The organism is Bordetella sputigena (assembly GCF_965137885.1).
In the GTDB taxonomy this organism is placed as follows: Bacteria; Pseudomonadota; Gammaproteobacteria; order Burkholderiales; family Burkholderiaceae_B; genus Bordetella_C; species Bordetella_C sputigena.
On sequence record NZ_CBCSCA010000010.1, the window covers coordinates 217025 to 236523 of the forward strand.

The window sequence follows — 19499 nt, forward strand, 5'->3', positions numbered from 1 at the left end:
GACGATGCTATTCGTCTTCCATGCCCAGATCGCGCAGCTTGCGCGTGATCGTATTGCGGCCTATGCCCAGGCGCGACGCGGCTTCGACGCGCCGGCCGCGGCTGGCCTGCAAGGCCGTCTGCAGCAGGATCCGCTCGAACTGCCGCGTCAGCGTCGCCATGATCGCCGGTTCGCCGCGATCGAGACGGTTCTGCGCATCGCGCAACAGGGACTCCTGCCAGTTCTGCGGCGCGGCGTCGCCGACAGGCGCGCCGGCGGCGGGAGTCGCCGATATGACGCGCGGCGCCGATTGCGGCGTCGCGGAGTGCGGCGCGCCGCCATGTTCCATGGCGCGGATTTCCGGCGGCAAATCGGCGCGTTCGATCGTCTGGCCCGGCGCCATCACGGTCAACCAGTGGCAGAAGTTTTCCAGCTGGCGGACATTGCCGGGGAAATCGAACTGCGTCAGCACCGCCAGCGCCTCCGGCGTCAGGCGTTTGGCGGATACGCCCAGCTGCCGCGCGCTCAGCGTCAGGAAATGCTGCGCCAGCGCGGGGATGTCCTCGACACGCTCGCGCAAGGGCGGCAGCCGCAGGCGTATGACGTTCAGGCGATGGAACAGGTCTTCACGGAACAGGCCCTGTTCGACGCGCTGCTCCAGCGGCTGATGGGTCGCGGCGACAATGCGCACGTCCACGCGCACCGGTTGCGCCCCGCCGACGCGGTAGAAGGTGCCTTCGGCCAGCACGCGCAACAGGCGCGTCTGCAATTCGATCGGCATATCGCCGATTTCATCCAGGAACAGCGTACCGCCGTGGGCTTCTTCGAAGCGGCCGCGGCGCAGTGTATTGGCGCCGGTGAAGGCGCCGCGTTCATGGCCGAACAATTCGGCCTCGAGCAGGTCGCGCGGAATCGCCGCGGCGTTCAGCGCGACGAAGGGCCCCTTGGACCGCGCGCCATGGCCATGCAGGGCGCGCGCCACCAATTCCTTGCCGGTACCCGATTCGCCGGTGATCAACACCGTTACCTTGGACTGCGCCAGGCGCCCGATGGCGCGAAAGATCTCCTGCATGGCCGGCGACGCCGACTGGGTCATCATCCAGCGTTCGCCCGATTCGACCTGCGCGCCGGACGCATCGCCGCCCTGCCCGTCGACCGACTCCTGCGCCGCCCGCTGGATCAGCGATACCGCTTCATTGACGTCGAAAGGCTTGGCCAGGTAATCGAAAGCGCCGCCCTGGAACGCCGACACGGTGCTGTCCAGATCGGCGAAGGCCGTCATCACGATGACGGGTAGCGCCGGATGGCCTTCCTTGATCTGCCGCAGCAGGTCCAGGCCATTGCCGCCCGGCATGCGGATGTCGGATACCAGCGCCGCGGGCTCGTCGCCTTCCAGCGCCGTCAGGACATCGTTGGCCTGGGAGAAGCTGCGGGTGCTGATGCCAGCCCGCGCCAGGGCTTTTTCCAGGACCCAGCGTATCGCCTGGTCATCGTCTACGATCCATACAGGTTTCATGCGGATTCCATCGGCAGTACCAGGCGGAATTCAGTGTGCCTGGGTCGGGATTCGAATTCGATGATGCCGCCGTGCTGCTGCACGAAGTCCTGGGCCAGGCTCAGGCCCAGGCCCGTGCCGCCGGGACGGGCGGTAACGAGCGGATGGAAAATACGGTCGCGGATTTCCTCGGGTACGCCGGGACCGTTATCGATAATGGACAGGACGGCGGCCAGCCTGTGCTGGCGATGCGCCAGCATGACGCGCCGCGCCACGCGCGTGCGCAGCGTGATTTGCGGCGGCGGCACGTCGTCGCCGGCCGGCTGGATGGACAATTCCTGCGCCGCGTTGCGCGCGACGTTCAGCACGGCCTGCATCAGCCGCGCGGCGTCGCCCTGCAGATCCGGCATGGACGCGTCGTAATCGCGCACGATGGTCAGGCCGTCGCGGAATTCGGCCTGGATCAGCGCGCTGACGCGTTCGCAGATCTCGTGGATATTCACCGCGCGCGCGTTCAAGGGCACGCGCTGCGGCCCGATGAGCCGATCGACCAGCGCCTGCAGGCGGTCGGCCTCCGAAATGATCACTTGCGTGTATTCCGCCAGCGCTGGATCGGGCAGCTCGCCTTCCAGCAATTGGGCGGCGCCGCGCAGGCCGCCCAGCGGGTTCTTGACTTCGTGCGCCAGGTTGCGCAACAACTGCCGGTGCGTCTCGATTTCGTCGACCAGCCGGTGATTGCGGTCGGCGGTCACCCGCAGTTCGATTTCGCGCACCTCGATCAGCACGGGCCAGGGCTGGCCCATCAGGGCGACGGTGGTCACCGCAACGCCGACCGACTCGGCTCCGCGCCGCAGCGACGTCATCTGGCGAACGTCGGCGACATTGCCCGCCTTCGCCAGATCGATCGAGGATTGCATGGCCTCGCGGTCGTCGAACAATGCCTCGGCCAGTTGACCGGTCAGCTGGCGACGCGAGCGGCCCAGTAAATCCTCGGCCGCCGCATTCACGTATTCGATACAACCCCGCTCGTTCACCAGCAGTACCGATGTCGCGAGCAGTTCAAAGGCTTCTACATTCATCGTCATCACCCGGGGCGGTGTACAGGCGGACCGGTGCCCCGGTCCGCCCCTGCGCGCCCCCGGGAACTCAGCCGGCGATCACAGGCTGTAGTACATGTCGAATTCGACAGGATGCGTCGTCATGCGCAGACGCTGCACTTCCTGCTCCTTCAACGCCAGATAGCCGTCCAGCATGTCGTCGGTGAACACGCCGCCGCGCGTCAGGAACTCGCGATCCTTGTCCAGCGCTTCCAGGGCCTGATCCAGCGACGAGCACACGGTCGGGATCTTGGCGTCTTCTTCCGGCGGCAGGTCGTACAGGTTCTTGTCGGCCGGATCGCCCGGGTGGATCTTGTTCTGCACGCCGTCCAGGCCGGCCATCATCAGCGCCGAGAAAGCCAGATACGGGTTGGCCAGCGGATCCGGGAAGCGCGTTTCGATGCGGCGGCCCTTGGGGTTGCCGACGTACGGAATGCGGATCGAAGCCGAACGGTTGCGCGCCGAGTAGGCCAGCTTGACCGGCGCTTCGAAGTGCGGAACCAGACGCTTGTAGGAGTTCGTGCCCGGGTTGGTGATCGCGTTCAGCGCGCGCGCATGCTTGATGATGCCGCCGATGTAGTACAGCGCGAACTCCGACAGGCCGGCGTAGCCGTTGCCCGCGAACAGGTTCTGGCCGTCCTTCCAGATCGACTGGTGCACGTGCATGCCGGAGCCGTTGTCGCCGACCACGGGCTTGGGCATGAAGGTGGCGGTCTTGCCGTAGGCATGGGCCACGTTGTGCACGACGTACTTCAGGACCTGGTTCCAGTCGGCGCGCTGGACCAGCGTGCTGAACTTGGTACCGATTTCCAGCTGGCCGGGCGCGGCCACTTCATGGTGGTGCACTTCGACCGGAACGCCTTGCTGTTCGAGCAGCAGGCACATTTCCGAGCGCATGTCCTGGAAGGAATCGACCGGGGGCACGGGGAAATAGCCGCCCTTGACCAAGGGACGATGACCCAGGTTGCCGCCTTCGAATTCGGTGCCGGTCGACCAGGGCGCTTCTTCCGACTTGATCTTGACGAAGGTGCCGGACATGTCGGTGTTCCACGTCACGCCGTCGAACACGAAGAACTCGGGCTCGGGACCGAAGTAAGCGGTGTCACCGATGCCGGAGGACTTCAAATAAGCTTCGGCGCGCTTGGCCAGCGAGCGAGGATCACGGGAATAGCCCTTCATGTCCGACGGTTCGACGACGTCGCAGGTCAGGATGAGGGTGGTTTCTTCCATGAACGGATCGATCCGGGCCGTGGTGGCGTCCGGGATCAGCAGCATGTCGGAGGCTTCGATGCCCTTCCAGCCCGGGATCGAGGAGCCGTCGAACGCGTGGCCGCTTTCAAACTTGTCTTCGTCGATCACGTGGGACGGCACCGAAACGTGGTGCTCGCGGCCGGCGGTGTCGGTGAAACGGAAGTCGACGAACTTGACTTCCGCGTCAGCAATCTGTTTCAGGACTTCTTTAGGACTTGCCATGTCATCTCCGTTGATAAAGGGTCGAGTGCTGCAACTCGACTGGCACTCGGCTAAAAAGCAACATCCGTGCCATGTTTTCACATGGGAATCCCGGGGAGAGCCGCCAGCCGCGGAACGGATCCCGGAATAATGCACCATTAATGTGCAAAATACGACGCACAAAATGGCCCAACTTGGTGCATCAGTTCAAAAACAGTGCTTGAAGGTCATTGAGGAATGCCCAACCCCGAGGCGTTGCCTTCAGCCGCGTCGGGTCCGTGTCCAGCAGGCCCTTGCCGGCGGCCGCCTCCAGTTGGTGCGCGACGGCCGCCAGCGACAGACCGGTGCGCTCGGCGAAATACGTGGCCGGCACGCCCTCCTTGAGCCGCAGCACGTTGAGCATGAATTCGAAGGGCAGCTCGTCGGTGGCGATCTCGCGCGACTCGGCGATGTGCGAGCCGTCGCGGGCGACCGCGGCCGCCATCCAGCGCTCCGGGTTGCGGGTTCTGGCCTCGCGCAGGATACGGTCGTGAAATGAAAGTTTGCCGTGCGCGCCGGGCCCGATGCCGAGGTAGTCGCCGAATTCCCAATAATTCATATTGTGGCGACAGCGCGCGCCGGGCCGGGCGTAGGCCGACACCTCGTAGCGCGCCAGCCCTGCCCGGGCGGCAAGGGCTTCCACTTCGTCCTGCATGGCGGCCGCGGTGTCGTCATCCGGCAGGTCTTGCGGCGGGTACTTGGCGAAAACCGTGTTCGGCTCCATGGTCAGGTGATACAGCGACAGATGCTCCGTACCGTGGGACAGGGCTACGCCGACGTCGGCCAGGCAGGCCTGCAGCGACTGCCCCGGCAGCGCAAACATCAGATCGAGGTTGACGCGCGCGACCGCGGACTGCGCCATGGCGATGGCGCGGCGCGCCTGGTCGGCATCGTGGATACGGCCCAGCGCGCGCAATTGCGCGTCGTCGAAGCTCTGGATGCCCAGCGACAGGCGATTCACCCCGCTGGCGGCATAGTCGCGGAAGCGGCCGGCCTCGGCGGTGCCGGGATTGGCCTCCATGGTGATTTCGGCGTCCGGCCACAGGTTCAGATAGGCCCGCAGCATCGCCAGCAGTTCGTCCAGGCCGGCGGCCGACAACAGGCTGGGCGTCCCGCCGCCGATGAATACCGAAATCACCTGGCGGCCCCATATCTGCGGCAAGGCCTGCTCCAGGTCGGCGCGCAGGGCGTCCAGATAGGCGCGTTCGGGGATGTCGCCGTCGGCCGCGTGCGAATTGAAATCGCAATACGGGCATTTGCGCACGCACCACGGCACGTGCACATAGACAGACAGCGGCGGCAGGCTCGTCAATCCGGGGCGCATGAGTCCGGGACGCGCCAGTCCGGGACGCGTCACGGCCGTCGCGTCGAGCGTAGCGGTTCCGGCGGCCGGGGCGCCGGCTTGCCGGATGGGAATGGTGATAGGCATGGCGAATACCGGCGCGTTCAGCGCGCCGCGCGTTGCAGCTTGGCCAGCAGCTCGCGCAAGGCCTGCGCGCGGTGGCTGACGGCGTTCTTTTCGGCGGGCGCCAGTTCGGCGGCCGTCTTGCCCAGGTCGGGCAGGTAGAAGTGGGGGTCGTAGCCGAAGCCGTGGCCGCCGCGCGGCGCATCGGCGATTTCGCCGTACCAAATACCCTCGCCCAGCAGCGGCCGCGGATCGTCCGCGGCCCGTACAAGCGCCAGGACGGCGATATAACAGGCGCGCCGGTCCGACCGTCCGGCCAGCTCACGCACCAGCAGCGCGTTGTTGGCCGCGTCGGACTTTTCGCCGCCGTTCATGCTGGCATACCGGGCGGAATAGACGCCGGGCGCGCCGCCCAAGGCATCCACGCACAGGCCCGAATCGTCGGCCAGCGCCGGCAAACCCGTGATGCGGCTGGCGTGCCGCGCCTTTTCCAGGGCGTTTTCGATGAAGGTGCAATGCGGCTCGGGGGCCTCGGGCACGCCCAGCTGGCCCTGCGGAATCAATTCGATGCCCAGCGGGGCGAACAGCGCGGAAAACTCGCGCAGCTTGCCGGCGTTGCCGGAGGCGAGGACCACGCGGCGGATGCCGGGGGTTGAGTCGGAAGCCATGGGATTTGTAACCAACGATGCGGGTAGCCTAGCAAACTGGTAGTGTATCGCCCGCGCGGCAGGACACAGATTGAAACGCCCGCGCAATATGAGCCGCTCACCATAGGCGGTCTTCACCCGGTGCCAAAGCATGCACGCGTCCGTTCCTTCCGCCATCCCGGCCGCCGGCCCCCACGCCGTCCTGTCGTCCCTGGGCCTGCTGGACGAGATCCTGCGGTCCGGACGTCTCAGCGCGCTGTTCCAACCGGTGATCGATCTGGCCAATGGCCGCGTCTATGGCTACGAAAGCCTGATCCGCGGGCCCATCGACACCGAACTGCATATGCCGGAGGCCTTGTTCGACGAGGCCCGTCGCCGCGGCGTGCATCCCCTGGTCGAACATGCCAGCGCCTCCAGCGGCCTGCGCGCCTTCCAGGATGCGGACCCGCCGGCCGGCAGCACCCTGTTCCTGAATATGTCGGCCTCGGCGCTGGTGCATTTCTGGATGCAATGGGGCGGCGCCATGCCAGCCCGCCTGCTGGAGGCCAGCGCCATCGAGCCCGGCCGGGTCATCATCGAGTTGACCGACCATGACCCGGTGTACCCGGACATGCGCGTATTGACCGAGATCCTGCGCGTGCTGCGGACGTACGGCGTGCGGCTGGCCCTGGACGACTACGGCGTCGGCCACGCCAGCCTGCAGCTGTGGTCGGAGGCGCAGCCCGACATGGTCAAGATAGATCGCTACTTCTTCCACGGCATCGCGCAGGACGAACGGCGGCAGAAGCTGGTCCGCGCCGTATTGTCGGTGGCGCAATGCCTGGGGACGCCGACCATCGCCGAAGGCGTCGAAACCGCGGAGGACCTGGCCGTGGTGCGCGACCTGGGCATACGCTACGCCCAGGGCTGGTTCCTGGGCTATCCCGCCGCGCAGCCGCATGGCGAAGTCGCGCCGCAGGTACGCCAGGTCCTGGACCAGCGCTCACCCGCGCGCGGCGCGGCGCGCATCCCCGGCGCCACGGCGGCGACCCTGCGCGTCGAGGCCCCGTCCGTCTCGCCCAGCCGCCACACCAACGACGACGTGCATCGGCTGTTCGACGAACACAAGGCCTTGCACGCCGTGGCCGTGGTCGACGATGCCAACCGGCCGCTGGGCATCATCAACCGCCGCGATTTCACCGAGCGCTACGCGCAGCGCTATACGCGCGAGCTGTTCGGGCGCGACGGCTGCACGACCTTCATGAACGGCGAACCGGTGCTGGTGGACGTGCATGCCTCCATCGACCAGCTCAGCCACGTGCTGGTTTCCGACGATCAGCGCTATCTGGTCGACGGGTTCATCATTACCCGGGACGGCAATTACGACGGCCTGGGCACGGGCGAGGCGCTGGTGCGCTCGGTCACCGAGATGCGCATCGAAGCGGCGCGCTACGCGAACCCCTTGACCTCCCTGCCCGGCAACATTCCCATCAGCCAGCATATCGGCAGCCTGCTCGAAGGCGGCGTGGAGTTCATCACCGGCTATTGCGACTTGAACCACTTCAAGCCGTTCAATGACGTCTACGGCTACTGGCGCGGCGACGACATGATCCAGCTGTGCGCCACGGTCATCCGCGACCATTGCGATCCGCAGCGGGACTTCATCGGCCATGTGGGCGGGGACGATTTCGTCATCCTGTTCCGCAGCCCCGACTGGCGCGAGCGCGCCGAGCGCATCATCCACGACTTCAATCGCGACGCGATCGGCCTGTACGACGATGAAGGCCGGGCGCGCGGCGGCATCGAGGCGGAAGACCGCTACGGCGTCATGCGGTCATTCCCCTTCGTCACGCTAAGCATCGGCGCCCTGCACGTCACGCCGCGATCAGGCGTGCGCATCCGCCCGGAAGACATCGCTTCGGCGGCCGCCCGGGTCAAGCACCAGGTCAAGCATGGAAACGTTCCGCTGGTCGTCGAGCCCTATCTGACGGCCGTCGGCGGCTGAATCGGCGTTCGACGGGGCGCCGACCGAAGCGGGTTGCCTCGGCGCCTGGCCTGCTCCGGCCAGCCCAGCCGCCCGCGGATCCTGCGCGATCGCGGCATCGCCTGCACCCGACGCGCGCGCCAGCCGGAAGACCGCCACGGCTTGCCGCAAGCGTTCGGCGCGGCCTTCCAGCGCCGCCACCGCAGCGGCCGTTTCTTCGGCCAGCGCGGCGTTTTCCTGGGTATTGCGGTCCAGCCCGGACATCGCTTCGTGCATCGCGACTATCCCGGCCGCCTGCTCGGCGGCGGCCTGCGATATTTCGTGCACCAGCGCGGTCACCTGCGCGACCGCCGCGCGCATATCGCCTATCGTCTGGCCAGCCGCGCCCACCTCGCGCACGCCGGCCTCGACATGATCGGTAGAGCCCGCGATCAGCGATTTGATCTCGCGGGCGGCGCCGGCGCTACGCTGCGCCAGCGTGCGCACTTCCCCCGCGACGACGGCGAAGCCGCGGCCCGACTCGCCGGCGCGCGCCGCTTCCACCGCGGCGTTCAGGGCAAGCAGGTTGGTCTGGAAGGCGATCCCATCGACCACGCCCACGATATCGCCGATGCGGCGCGCGCTGTCGGCGATGTCCTGCATGCGCGCGACGACGCGGTCCACCGCCTGGGCGCCCTGCTCTGCCAGGCCCGCGACACGCTGCGACTGCGCGCTGGCCCGTTCGGCGTTTTCCGAGGTCGTATTCACCGTCTCGGCCAGGGTCGACATGCCCGCCGCGGTTTCCTGCAACATCCCGGCCTGTTCGGCCGTGCGCTCCGACAGCTGGATACCGCCGGCGGCCAGGGCGCGCATATCCGAGTGGATGTCGTCCACCGCCAGGCGCACCGTGCCGACCGCGCCGGACAATCCGCCCTGCATGCGGCTCATGGCCGAAAACAGTATGCCGATCTCGTTCCGGCCGCCCGCCGCGATGGGCTGCGTCAGATCGCCGTCCGCGATGCGGTCGAAATGGCCGCCGGCCTGGCGCAGGGGCTGCAGCAGCGCGCGGTGCAGCACCACGCGGATGCCGATGGCCAGCAGCAGCACGAACAAGGCCAGGCCCGCCGCGCTGTACACGGCCGCGTCCTGCATATGCGCGACTTCGGCGATGGCCGCGGCGCCCTGCGCCCGCGTGTAGCTCTGGAAGGCGCTTTCCGCCTTGACGTAGGCCTCCGCGGAGCCGGGCAGGACCTGGTCGTTCAGGCGGTTCACTTCCACGCCGTTGAAACCCTGGATGGCCTTGCGCATGGGCGTCAGGCAATCGTCCACCAGCCTGGCATAGGCCTGCAAGGCGGCGTCGTACAGGGGCTTGCCTTCCGTATTGGCGTACGGAAGCGCCTGCAAACGTTCGACGCCTTTGCGGGCGTCGCCCAGGAATCTATCGACCACCGCCAGCATCTGGTCGCGTTCCGGAATACGTCCGCCTTCCATATAGGTTTTGGCGTCCACCAGCGCGGCGCGCGCCTGGAACACCGCGCTGCTGACATTGCCCAGTTCGCTGGCCCGCTCGATATTGTCGCGGCCGAGCTCCTCGACCCACGCGCGGTTCTCGCGCAGCAGGGCGATGGCCGCCGCGCCGGCCGCGACGAACAAGGCCACGAACAGCGCCAGCACGATCGTCAGCGCCAGGTTCACACTCAATTTGTTCCGCATCACATCCCACCTACGCGCCCTCGCGGGCAAAACATTTGGTAAGGATTATGTTGCGGTCAAGTGGCAGTTTCTTGACATGGCCGCGCCGGCCGTCAGGCCAGCGCCTGCTTCTGCGCCTGCACGAGCCCGTTGATGCCACGCTCCGCTAAGGCCAGCATCGCGTCCAGTTCGGCGCGGCTGAACGCCACGCCTTCAGCGGTACCCTGCACTTCCACGAATGCGCCCGCGCCCGTCATGACGACATTGACGTCGGCATCGCAGCCGGAGTCCTCTTCGTAGTCCAGGTCCAGCACCGGACGGCCGCCCACCATGCCCACCGATACCGCCGCGACGTGATCGCGCAGCGGATTCGCCGCCAGGTCGCCCCGCTTCATCAGCAGCGCGACCGCATCGGCCATCGCCACCCAGGCGCCGGTAATGCTCGCGCAACGCGTGCCGCCGTCGGCCTGTAGCACGTCGCAATCGATATGCAGGGTGCGCTCACCCAGCGCCGTCATATCGATAACGGCGCGCAGGCTGCGGCCGATCAGGCGCTGGATTTCCTGGGTGCGCCCGGATTGCTTGCCACGCGCCGCCTCGCGGTCGCCGCGCGTATGCGTCGCGCGCGGCAGCATGCCGTATTCGGCCGTGACCCAGCCCTGCCCCTGGCCCTTCAGGAAGGGCGGCACCTTGTCCAGCACGCTGGCCGTGCACAGCACATGGGTATTGCCGGCCTTGATCAGCACGGATCCCTCGGCATAGCGGGTAAAGCCGCGCGTCAGCGCCAGCGGTCGCAGTTCATCGGCGGCGCGGCCGGAATGGCGCGGCGGGAGGGATGCGGAAGAGGTCACTGATATCTCCAATCGATCGGAATCCGGAACGGCGATGCGGCGCCGGAGCCTCCTGGTTCCGGCACGGCGCCCGAAGGTCGGCGCGGCGCAGGAACGCAAGCGCATGGGCAGCGAGCCATCGGCGCGCGCATCGCCGCCCCGGATTGTACGGGCCGGCGCGCCTTCGGGTTATCCTGCCGGCATGCGTTCGCTCCGCGACGCCTCATTCAGGATGCATTAACCATGATACGAAGCATGACGGCCTTCGGCAGCGCCCGCGCCGATCTGGAACAAGGATCGCTGGCGCTGGAATTCCGCAGCGTCAACAGCCGTTTTCTCGACCTTTATTTCCGGCTTCCCGATGATCTGCGCCACCTGGAAGCGCCGCTGCGCGAACTGCTGACCGGCAGCCTGGGACGCGGCAAGGTCGAAGTCCGCGTCAGCTATACGCGCAACGCCGCCGCCGATCTCGATCGTCTCGATCCGCAATGGCTGCAGCGGCTGGCCGAACAATTGCAGGCGGCGCGCCAGATCCTGCCCGAAACCGAATCGCCGCGTCTCGTGGAGCTGTTCAACTGGCCCGGCCAGCGCAACAACGACGCGCTGGACCCGCAAGCCTGGGGCGCCGCCGGCATGCAGGCCGCGCGCGAAGCCCTGGCGCAACTGCAGGACGCCCGTACCCGCGAAGGCGAACGCCTGGCCGCGATGATGCGCGACTGCGCCGCCGGCATACAAAAGATCGTCGAAGAGGTCGAGCAGCATCTGCCGCAGCTACTGGCCGATCACCGCGAAAAGCTGGCCACCAAGCTGCGCGAAACCGTGGAAGCCGCCTTCCCCGGCGGCTTCACCCACATCAGCGGGCCGGAATTGACGGAGCGCCTGGCGCAGGAAGCCAACCTGTTCGCCATGCGCATCGACGTCGCCGAAGAACTCTCGCGCCTGCGTTCGCACCTGGCCGAACTGGTCCATATCCTGGCCGACGGCGATGCGGGCGGCGGCAAGGCCGGCAAGCGCGCCGGCGGCAGCGGCAGCGCCGGGAAACGCCTGGATTTCCTGTTCCAGGAAATGAACCGCGAAGCCAACACCCTGGGCTCCAAGGCCGGCAGCGTCGACGTCACCCGCGCGGCCATGGACCTGAAGCTGCTGATCGAGCAGATGCGTGAACAGGCGCAGAACATCGAATAGCGTCGCGGCGCATGAAACGTAGGCATCCGCGGACGGACAAGAATTGGCGTTCATGCCCAAGGGACCCGGTGTGCCGCTGATCCCCGTTCCCAAGCCGGACAAATTGGCCGGTCTCGCCAAACGGGCCTCCCCGCTCGCCGCTCCTGCCGCGCCTCATCGTTCGCGCCGCTGCTGTCCGCCCTGCCCGGCAAACCACTCGCCATACACTGTTCGGGTCGCCTCGTCCCGCGCCTCGTCCTGGTAGAGCTGGCGCGCGCGTAGCGTGCCGGGCACGCTCATGCAGCCCCATATGCCGCAGTTGGCGCCCGGGTCGTACGGACTGGGCGGCAGGAAGACCGCCGCGGTCGTCCATGTCCCGTCCGGCGCGGCGGTCACATACTGCGTGTCGCCGCTGCCGCCGATGACGCTGACTTCCACCAGAATGCCGGGCGTCGCCGTGCCCGAGACACTGAACGGTGCCGGCGCCTGGCCGCGGTCCCAATACATGACCGTGCCATCGGCCGGCGCGGACAGCGCCACGGGGTTCAGAACGCTGAACCGCCTGGTCGACGTGGGACCGTTGTTGTTGTCGCCGGGTTGTGGCGCCTGCTGCGCGACAACGTTGTACGTTCCCGGCTCGGTGATCGGATAAGGGCCGCACGACCACGTGCCATCGGGCTGTACCTGGGCCGAGCAAGGAGGGCCGCCAGGCAGCGATACGCCGGCCCCTGGCACGCCGTAGCCCCGCACCGTGTATGAACCGCCGATCAACACCTGGTCCGGCATGGGCAAGGTAATGTAGAAAGGGCTGCCGCCGGGGCAGGTGGCGCCGCCCACGGGATATTGGGTCGTGCCCTGGTCCAGGAAATAGCCGTTCATGGTCTGGATCGCGGTCAGGCTGTAGCAGCCGGGCCCGCTCGACATCAGGTTGGGAAAGTCCCAGGTCCCATCGCCCAGGACGGTGGTGACGCCCAGGTCATTCAGCCCCATCAGCTTCAGGGACAATTGCGCACCGGGTTCGCCTGTGCCCGAGACGTCGTAAGGCGTACTCGCCGGCATGCCCTTGGTCGCGCTGGGGCTGTCCCAGACCACCGGCCGCGGCTGCCGTGTGCTGAAAACGCGGCCCACCGGCTGGTCCGTCCAATCCGACGCTTGCCCGGATTGCAGCACGCTAAGGGTGTAGGTGGTGTTCGGCAGGATGCCGCTCAGTTCGCAGGACCAATTGCCGTTGACGACGGTGGCGCCGCAGCCTTTTTTCGGGCCGTTGCCATCCACCACATTGACGGTGATCTTGGCACCCTCCTGCCCCTGGCCGCTCACGGTGACTTTTCCGACGTCCTGGACTTTTTCCTGGTCCTTTGGGGACGTGACGGTCGCGACCTTGGCGACGGTGATATTCACGGTGGCCGAACCGTTGGGATTGTTATCCACGTATTCGGTGGCCACGATCGCCAGGTTCGGCATGCCTTGCGCGCCGTAGCTCGTCAGCGGGATCGGATTGCTCGCCCAGGCGCCGTTGACAATATCCACGTTCTGCGGCGTGCCGCTGCCGACCTTCACCTGCGCCACCGCTCCGCTCTGCCCCGAGCCGATCACCTGGATGCCGTCGATGGGGTTGTTGCTGGAGACCACCGACTTATCGCGCGGCGACCCGATGCTGATGCCCTGCGCCGCGGCAACCGAGAAGGGCCGTGGCGTCGGCGGATCCTGCCAGTTGGCGCCGCTTTGCGTCACGTTCGCCGTATAGGACGTGCCCGCGGTCAGGCCCGTCACGGTGCATCGCCAGGCCCCCTTGTCGTCGGCCTTGGTATTGCAAGGGTGCGCGGGATCGGCGGTGACCGAAATGCTGGCATCCGCCTGGCCCAATCCGCTGAAGGCGACCGTGGTATCCGTCGCGGCCAGCACCTGGTTTTCCCTGGGCAGCAGGACCGCGAGCGGCGTGGCGACCATGAAATCCACGTGCTTCGGCACATCGTCCACACCGCCCACCGTCTGAGTGGCGGTCAGCAGGTATCTGCTGTTCGGCTGCAGTCCGGACACCAGGCATTGCCAATTGCCGGGCGCGGGTCCTACCGTCTGGGGATCGCAGGGCTGGGCATTGGGTACGTTGACGGTGAGCAACGCATTCGGCTGCGCCACGCCGGAAGCGGTAATACGGGTGGTTGCCGAAGGGAAAACCTGGTTCTCGGTAGGCGCGACGATGGAAAGCAGGCCAAAGCCATCGATGGAAAATTGCCGTGTGACGGCCGGGTCTATCCAACCCGATCCACCGTTGATGGCATCGCTGCTGCCTTCCGTGACCGTGGCCGTATATGAAGCGCCCGGCTTCAGGCCGGAGACCAGGCAAGACCATGCTCCCGAAACATCGATCACCTGGACCTGGCACGGCGTCGCGTGCGGCACGTCGACCTTCAGAGATGCGCCGCGTTGGCCATGCCCGTTGAACATGACTTGCGTTGTTTGCGCGGGATAGGATTGACCGGGGACCGGCTGATCGATGGACACCGGCTGCGCCACGGAAAAGAGCACCGGGACGGACGTGTCGCTCTGCCCCGACTTTTGTTGCTGGACGAGTGCTCCGTAAGAAGCGGGCGTGAGATTGTTCATCGCGCACGACCAGGAGCCATCCGGCGCGATCGGAGCGGAAGGACATATCGTTGCGCCGTTGTCTGGATCCACGCCATTGGTATACACGACACCGCCAGGCACGCCCGTCCCGTTCACGACCAAGCTGGTGGTCGTCGACGGCAGCGTGGCACCGCTTTGCGGAGAGTCGACCTTCAACGCAGGCCACGACTCGAAGGTAACGCTCGCGCCCGGGGCGGCCGCCCCGTTTACTTGCTGGGAAGCCGGAACGGTATAGGTTTGCGTCGGCGGAAAACTGAATACAAGGCCCGTCTGCCAGTTTCCGTTCTGGTCGATGTTGGCATGGACGGGTCGGGTGATGCTGTAGGGAGTATCAATGGTGACCTGCCCACCCGGTGTGCCGGTACCAAAGATTGCCCAATAGAAAAACGCGTCGCCGTCGATGTGGCCACCGTTGGAAGGCTGCGTAATTTGCAGCGGGATCGCGTTCACATGGAGCGGCCACTGCGCCTGCACAGGATCGAGCCAGTCCCAGGGCAGGCCGTCATCGGTCACCCAGCCTTGCTGCCATGCCACCAGGTTGTAGTCGGCCCCTGGCGCCAGCCCTTCCAATCCGCAAGACCAATCGCCGGATCCATTGGCGCCTCCTGCACATGCGGGCGAGTCGGGATCCTGCGGGTCGGACCTGACGACGACAGTGGCGCCCGGCAGCGCGGTCCCTGCCACCGTAATCGTATCGCTCCAGGCCACCGGCGATGACGGCCCATTGATGGTCACGGGAGGAACAGAGATGAATGTCGAAGTGGCGCTTCCTTCCACATCGGAATCAACGGTCGCCGAGAACACCTGCCCGGTTTCGAAGTGATAGACGGCATTGGTCGTCCAGTTGCCGCCGTCGTCCGCCCAAGGGCTTTCGGTATGCCCTTTGGCGCTCACGTTGACTTGCGTATCAGCCGATGCGGTTCCCGATATGCCCACATATGACGGATCATCGCCATGGATCGCACTGTGGTTGACCGGCCAGGTTATGACGGCGGGCTGCTTCTTCCCGCTGAAATCGCCATCAAAGTAGATCTCGATGTAGTTCGGCGCGGGTAGGAAAAAGGTTTCGTCCCAGGACCATTCATTGAGACAATCTTCAGGAATGACAGCCACGTAGTAGCACTTCGCCTCCGTGACCTGGCCATTCCCGGAGGACTGCCCGTCGGGCCCGGAAATTTTGGTGCACCACACGCCGCCGCATCCCAGTCCATGCCTGAAATACAGGTCATAGGGCGACATGTTGCCTTTTTCCGTCACGGCGTGAACCGACCACTGCACCCACTTTTCTTTATCCCAGCAGTTGTGTCCGAAGATACCGACCTTGTTTTTATCCTCCAGCTCTATGGTGTTGGAATCGTATGACGGCACATAGATGGAACGCGGCCCCGCGTCATACATGCATCCATCATGCACATGGTCCAACGTGATCTCCGCGGGCCCGTTGTTGATGAATTTGACGGTGTAGCGGGCCGCCCGCGATACCGGCCCTCCTGGTTGCTGCGCGCTCCGTGGTTTCTGTATGGCGGGCCTTTGCTGCGCGGCCTGGACCTGTATGACTGGAATATTGGATCGGCCGGAATCCGCCTGGGACGGGACAGGTGAAAGAGACAGCACGGCGATCACGACCGCGGCTATCGCGAGCCGCCCTTTCACATGCCAGGTTTCCATTTCCGATCCTCTTTGGGCCTGCGAATCCGGACTGAGCGCTGCATCAAGGCGCGATCAATTGAAGGTCACCACGCCATAGACAGTGATGGTGTGCTCGTTGATCTTCTGCCCGCCGTAGTACTCCGTGGCCGTCACCGTGCCCGGGTCGCTCTTGCAGCTGCTGTGGTTGCGCGTGCAGTGCTGCGCATCGTTGATCGGCGGCGGCGGCGTAAAGATCGCGCCGGTGTTCCAGTTCCCGCCCTCGTCCACGTCCACCGTCACCGGACCCCCCTGCCCGCCCTTCTGCGACACCGTGACCTGGCCGCCCGCCGCGGCCGTACCCATCACCGGGTACAGCCGCCTGCCGTTGGTGCGCAACTCCGTGCCGTCCCGCGGGAAGATAATCAAGGCCGCCGGCGCCGGTCCGGCCACCAGCGTGAAGTTCCTCGGCGGCGTCTGGCCCGTCTGCTCGCTGCCCGCGTATTGCGTCGCCACCGCCGCGCGCGCGCCCGGCGGGTTCGGATCTTCATTGGCGGTGTAAATCAACGACCATGTCCCGTCGCCCAACACCGGCGCCGAGCGCGGCGAGATCCCCGCGATCTCCACCTTCACCGTGTCCCCCGCCGTGCCCGTGCCACTGATCGTGTATGGCAGATACACGTTCTCGCCTTCCAGCGGCGCATCGATCGCCACGCTCACCGTGCCACCCACGTGGTACGGCACCGGCGTGGAGCTGCCCAGGCTCTGCGTGCCCCCGTACTGCGTGGCCTGGATCGTGAAGTCCCCTCGCGTGGGCGTGCCATCGCCATACACCTGGAACCACACGCCCTGTTCGCTCACCGGGATGTTCGCATAGGTCGGCAGCCCCGCCCCGCTGACGGTGACCGTTGTCCCGTACTGCGCCTGCCCGCTGACCGTGTACGGCACGTCCACCGTGGCGTTCGGCGCCGGGTTATCGATCGTCACCGCCGCCGCCTGCACCTGGTAGGCGCGCGGCGGCGAGGTCCCCTGCGGCTGGTTGTTCAGCGTCTGCGTGGCCGTGATCGTGAAGCTGCCCGTCAGCGGCGAGTCCGGCCCATAGATCGTCGACCACGTCCCGTCCGGGTTCACGTCGATGTCCGAGTGCGTCGGCAGCCCCGCCCCACTCACCGACACCTGCATGCCCGCCTGCCCCTTGCCCGACACCGTGTACGGCACCCGCACCACCTGGTTCTGCATCGGCGCGTCGATCTCCACCTCGGCCACCGGCGGACTCGGTTCCTGCTGCGGCACCACCGAGTAGTGCCGCAGCACCGGATCGCCTACCTGCTGCGGCTGATTGTTCACCATCACCGATTGCGTCGCCCTTACCCAGAACGTCCCCGCCCCGGTGTCGTAGGGACCGCAGGACCACTGCTTGTTCTGACCCACCGTCACCTGGCAAGGACTGCCATCCTGCGGCGGACTCATCGTCACCGAGGCCCCCGGCTCTCCGCTGCCCGTGATCGTGTACGGCGACTGGTCCAGCACCTGGTTCTCCCATGGCGAAGAGATCGTCAGCGCCGTGGCGTCGGCCTGCACCTGGTACGTCACCGGGGTGCTCGTGCCCGCATCCTTGCCGCCTATCGTCTGCGTGGCCACCGCCGTGTAGGTGCCCGTCTTGGCCAGGTAGGCGTGCGACCATGTGCCGTCCGGACGCACCGCGATCGGGCCGCTGTCCGGCAGTCCCAGGGCGCTGACCGTCACGCTCGCGCCCGGCGCGGCCGTGCCGTTGATCGTGTACACCGCGTCGGTGATGATCTGGCTCGGTGTGGGACTGCTGATCACCACCGGCGCGGCGGCTGCCTGCACCGCATAGTCGCGCCGCGCCGGCGGCCCCGCCTGGAGATTGCCGATCCACTGCGTGGCCGTGACCGTATACGCGCCCGGCGCCAGCGTGTACGGGCCGCAGTTCCACTTGCCTTGCGCATCGACCGTCGTGTAGCACACGTTGCTGCCCGCGCCCGTCAACGTGACCGTCGCGGTCGGCTGGCCGCTGCCCTGGATCGCGTAGGAGGCGGCCACCGTCGCGTTCTCGCGTGGATCGTCGATGCCGACGTTGGCGGGACTGGCCGCCACCGTATAGGCCACCGAGTCGCTGCTGTTCCACGTCGCCACGCCATCCGGGCCGGTCTGGCTGGCCGTGGCGGTGTAGCTGCCGGCCTGCGACACGTAGGTCGTGGTCCACTGGCCGCTGGTGTCCACCGGGATGTTCGCGTGCGTGGGCAGGCCTGCGCCTGACACCGTCACGCTGGCCCCGGGCTGGCCCGTGCCCGCGATCGCGTAGCTGGGCGTACTGATCTGCTGCTGTGGGTACGGCGTATTGATCGACACGCGCGTCGCACTGCCTTGCGCGGTATAGCTCACTGTCACCGGCTGGCCCGCCGCGATGCTGGCCGTGTAGGCCTGCACCGATAGCGCATGCGGACCGGGCACCGCCAAGTAGGTCGTCGACCAGTTGCCACCATCGGTCGCCGTCACCGTGCGGTTGATCAGGACGCCACCCGTGCAATCGGGTAGCGTGCCGCCGCTGCAATCGGCCAACTGCAGCGTGGCCTCCGGCTGCGCGGTGCCTTGCACCGTCAGCAGACCCGCCGGCACCGGCTGCGTCCCCGTCGGCTGCGATATCTGCGTGCCCTGCACCGTCACCGTGTAGTCGCGCGGCGTCGGCGTGGCCTGCGCCATGCCGTCGATGTATTGCGTGGCCGTCACGCTATAGCTGCCGGCCACCGCCGTCAGCGCGGAGGATTGCCAATACCCCGTATCGTCAACCTGCATCGCCCATCGCAGCAGGTCCCCGGCGCCCGGCGGCGCTGCCGCCGTATCCAACACCACGTCGGCGCCCGGCACACCCGTGCCCGAGAGGGTGTAGGTTGCCGTGGTCACCACCGCGTTCTCCACCGGCGCATCGATCGTCGCAGGCGGCGGCCCCACCGTCACATGCACCGCATTCGAACTCTGCGGCACGCCCGACAGCGTATGCGTCACCGTCACGATATAGTCGCCCAGCGTATCCGTCGGATACTGCCCGCAGGACCAGTCGCCCGAGGACCCTATCGGATCCACCGTGCAGAGCGTATCGCCACCGCGGGTGACCACCACCTTCGCGCCCGGATACCCGCGCCCCACGATGGGTTGCACCTGATGCAGCACCAGCGCCAGCTCCTGCTGGCTCTGCGCGATCTCCACCGCCACATAGAAATGCCGCAACACCGGCTCGCCCACCGGCTTGCCCTGCCGGTAGATCTGCGCGTTCACCGTGTACTGCCCGCCCGGCGGAAACGGCAGCACATCGGATCGCCACACCCCGGTCTGGTGATCGACCGGCACGTCAACTCCGCCCGGCTTGCCCCCGTTCAGGTCAAAGCCCGGCGGCCACAAGTGCACCAGGTCGTTGAAAAACGCCGGCGGCACGATGCCGCCAAACGGCAGGCCCGGCAGGCCCGGACCAGGCCCCCCACCGC

At 66.7% G+C, this 19499-nt stretch carries 11 protein-coding genes; 2 read left to right on the forward strand and 9 right to left on the reverse strand.

The genetic code is table 11. The annotated features are described in order from the left end of the window. Nucleotides 1-7: 7 nt before the first annotated feature. The 5 genes from ntrC to rdgB all read right to left on the reverse strand — a co-directional run bounded on the left by ntrC (nucleotide 8) and on the right by rdgB (nucleotide 6135). The gene (gene ntrC, locus ACNA0R_RS19820; RefSeq protein ID WP_415827766.1) at nucleotides 8-1495 is read right to left on the reverse strand and encodes a nitrogen regulation protein NR(I); all 1488 of its coding nucleotides are present in this window, start codon (nucleotides 1493-1495) and stop codon (nucleotides 8-10) included. Next, a complete protein-coding gene (gene glnL, locus ACNA0R_RS19825; RefSeq protein WP_415827767.1) occupies nucleotides 1492-2553 on the reverse strand; it encodes a nitrogen regulation protein NR(II) in 1062 nt (353 codons plus the stop codon). Before glnL ends, ntrC begins: the two co-directional genes overlap by 4 nt. A 78-nt stretch (nucleotides 2554-2631) precedes the next feature. Next, nucleotides 2632-4044: a type I glutamate--ammonia ligase gene (glnA, locus tag ACNA0R_RS19830; RefSeq protein WP_415827768.1), complete on the reverse strand. Its 1413-nt coding sequence runs from the start codon at nucleotides 4042-4044 to the stop codon at nucleotides 2632-2634. A 181-nt stretch (nucleotides 4045-4225) separates the two neighbouring features. After that, the gene (gene hemW, locus ACNA0R_RS19835; RefSeq protein WP_415827769.1) at nucleotides 4226-5491 is read right to left on the reverse strand and encodes a radical SAM family heme chaperone HemW; all 1266 of its coding nucleotides are present in this window, start codon (nucleotides 5489-5491) and stop codon (nucleotides 4226-4228) included. Between the two features lie 17 nt (nucleotides 5492-5508). Next, on the reverse strand, nucleotides 5509-6135 hold the full coding sequence (gene rdgB, locus ACNA0R_RS19840; RefSeq protein WP_415827770.1) for an RdgB/HAM1 family non-canonical purine NTP pyrophosphatase: 627 nt from the start codon (nucleotides 6133-6135) through the stop codon (nucleotides 5509-5511). 130 nt (nucleotides 6136-6265) lie between these two features. On the opposite strand from rdgB, the gene ACNA0R_RS19845 reads away from it, so the two are divergent. After that, on the forward strand, nucleotides 6266-8098 hold the full coding sequence (locus ACNA0R_RS19845; RefSeq protein WP_415827771.1) for an EAL domain-containing protein: 1833 nt from the start codon (nucleotides 6266-6268) through the stop codon (nucleotides 8096-8098). Here the strand turns inward: ACNA0R_RS19845 and ACNA0R_RS19850 are convergent. After that, on the reverse strand, nucleotides 7979-9769 hold the full coding sequence (locus ACNA0R_RS19850) for a methyl-accepting chemotaxis protein (protein ID WP_415827772.1): 1791 nt from the start codon (nucleotides 9767-9769) through the stop codon (nucleotides 7979-7981). The genes ACNA0R_RS19845 and ACNA0R_RS19850 overlap by 120 nt on opposite strands. Before the next feature lie 92 nt (nucleotides 9770-9861). Then, complete coding sequence (gene rph, locus ACNA0R_RS19855; RefSeq protein WP_415827773.1) at nucleotides 9862-10599, reverse strand: ribonuclease PH; 738 nt, start codon at nucleotides 10597-10599, stop codon at nucleotides 9862-9864. Between the two features lie 222 nt (nucleotides 10600-10821). On the opposite strand from rph, the gene ACNA0R_RS19860 reads away from it, so the two are divergent. Then, complete coding sequence (locus ACNA0R_RS19860) at nucleotides 10822-11763, forward strand: YicC/YloC family endoribonuclease (RefSeq protein WP_415827774.1); 942 nt, start codon at nucleotides 10822-10824, stop codon at nucleotides 11761-11763. 153 nt (nucleotides 11764-11916) lie between these two features. Here the strand turns inward: ACNA0R_RS19860 and ACNA0R_RS19865 are convergent, their stop codons facing one another. Next, nucleotides 11917-16038: a hypothetical protein gene (locus tag ACNA0R_RS19865; RefSeq protein ID WP_415827775.1), complete on the reverse strand. Its 4122-nt coding sequence runs from the start codon at nucleotides 16036-16038 to the stop codon at nucleotides 11917-11919. A 54-nt stretch (nucleotides 16039-16092) separates the two neighbouring features. Beyond that, nucleotides 16093-19499: hypothetical protein (locus ACNA0R_RS19870; RefSeq protein ID WP_415827776.1), on the reverse strand; the 3407-nt coding region annotated here is incomplete at its 5' end.

What these genes read in the sequence shown, in the direction of transcription:
- hemW (WP_415827769.1), bottom strand. Translation starts at nt 5,491, where the DNA reads ATGCCTATCACCATTCCCATCCGGCAAGCCGGCGCCCCGGCCGCCGGA.
- ACNA0R_RS19865 (WP_415827775.1), bottom strand. Translation starts at nt 16,038, where the DNA reads ATGGAAACCTGGCATGTGAAAGGGCGGCTCGCGATAGCCGCGGTCGTG.
- rdgB (WP_415827770.1), bottom strand. Translation starts at nt 6,135, where the DNA reads ATGGCTTCCGACTCAACCCCCGGCATCCGCCGCGTGGTCCTCGCCTCC.
- ntrC (WP_415827766.1), bottom strand. Translation starts at nt 1,495, where the DNA reads ATGAAACCTGTATGGATCGTAGACGATGACCAGGCGATACGCTGGGTC.
- glnA (WP_415827768.1), bottom strand. Translation starts at nt 4,044, where the DNA reads ATGGCAAGTCCTAAAGAAGTCCTGAAACAGATTGCTGACGCGGAAGTC.
- glnL (WP_415827767.1), bottom strand. Translation starts at nt 2,553, where the DNA reads ATGAATGTAGAAGCCTTTGAACTGCTCGCGACATCGGTACTGCTGGTG.
- ACNA0R_RS19845 (WP_415827771.1), top strand. Translation starts at nt 6,266, where the DNA reads ATGCACGCGTCCGTTCCTTCCGCCATCCCGGCCGCCGGCCCCCACGCC.
- ACNA0R_RS19860 (WP_415827774.1), top strand. Translation starts at nt 10,822, where the DNA reads ATGATACGAAGCATGACGGCCTTCGGCAGCGCCCGCGCCGATCTGGAA.
- ACNA0R_RS19850 (WP_415827772.1), bottom strand. Translation starts at nt 9,769, where the DNA reads ATGCGGAACAAATTGAGTGTGAACCTGGCGCTGACGATCGTGCTGGCG.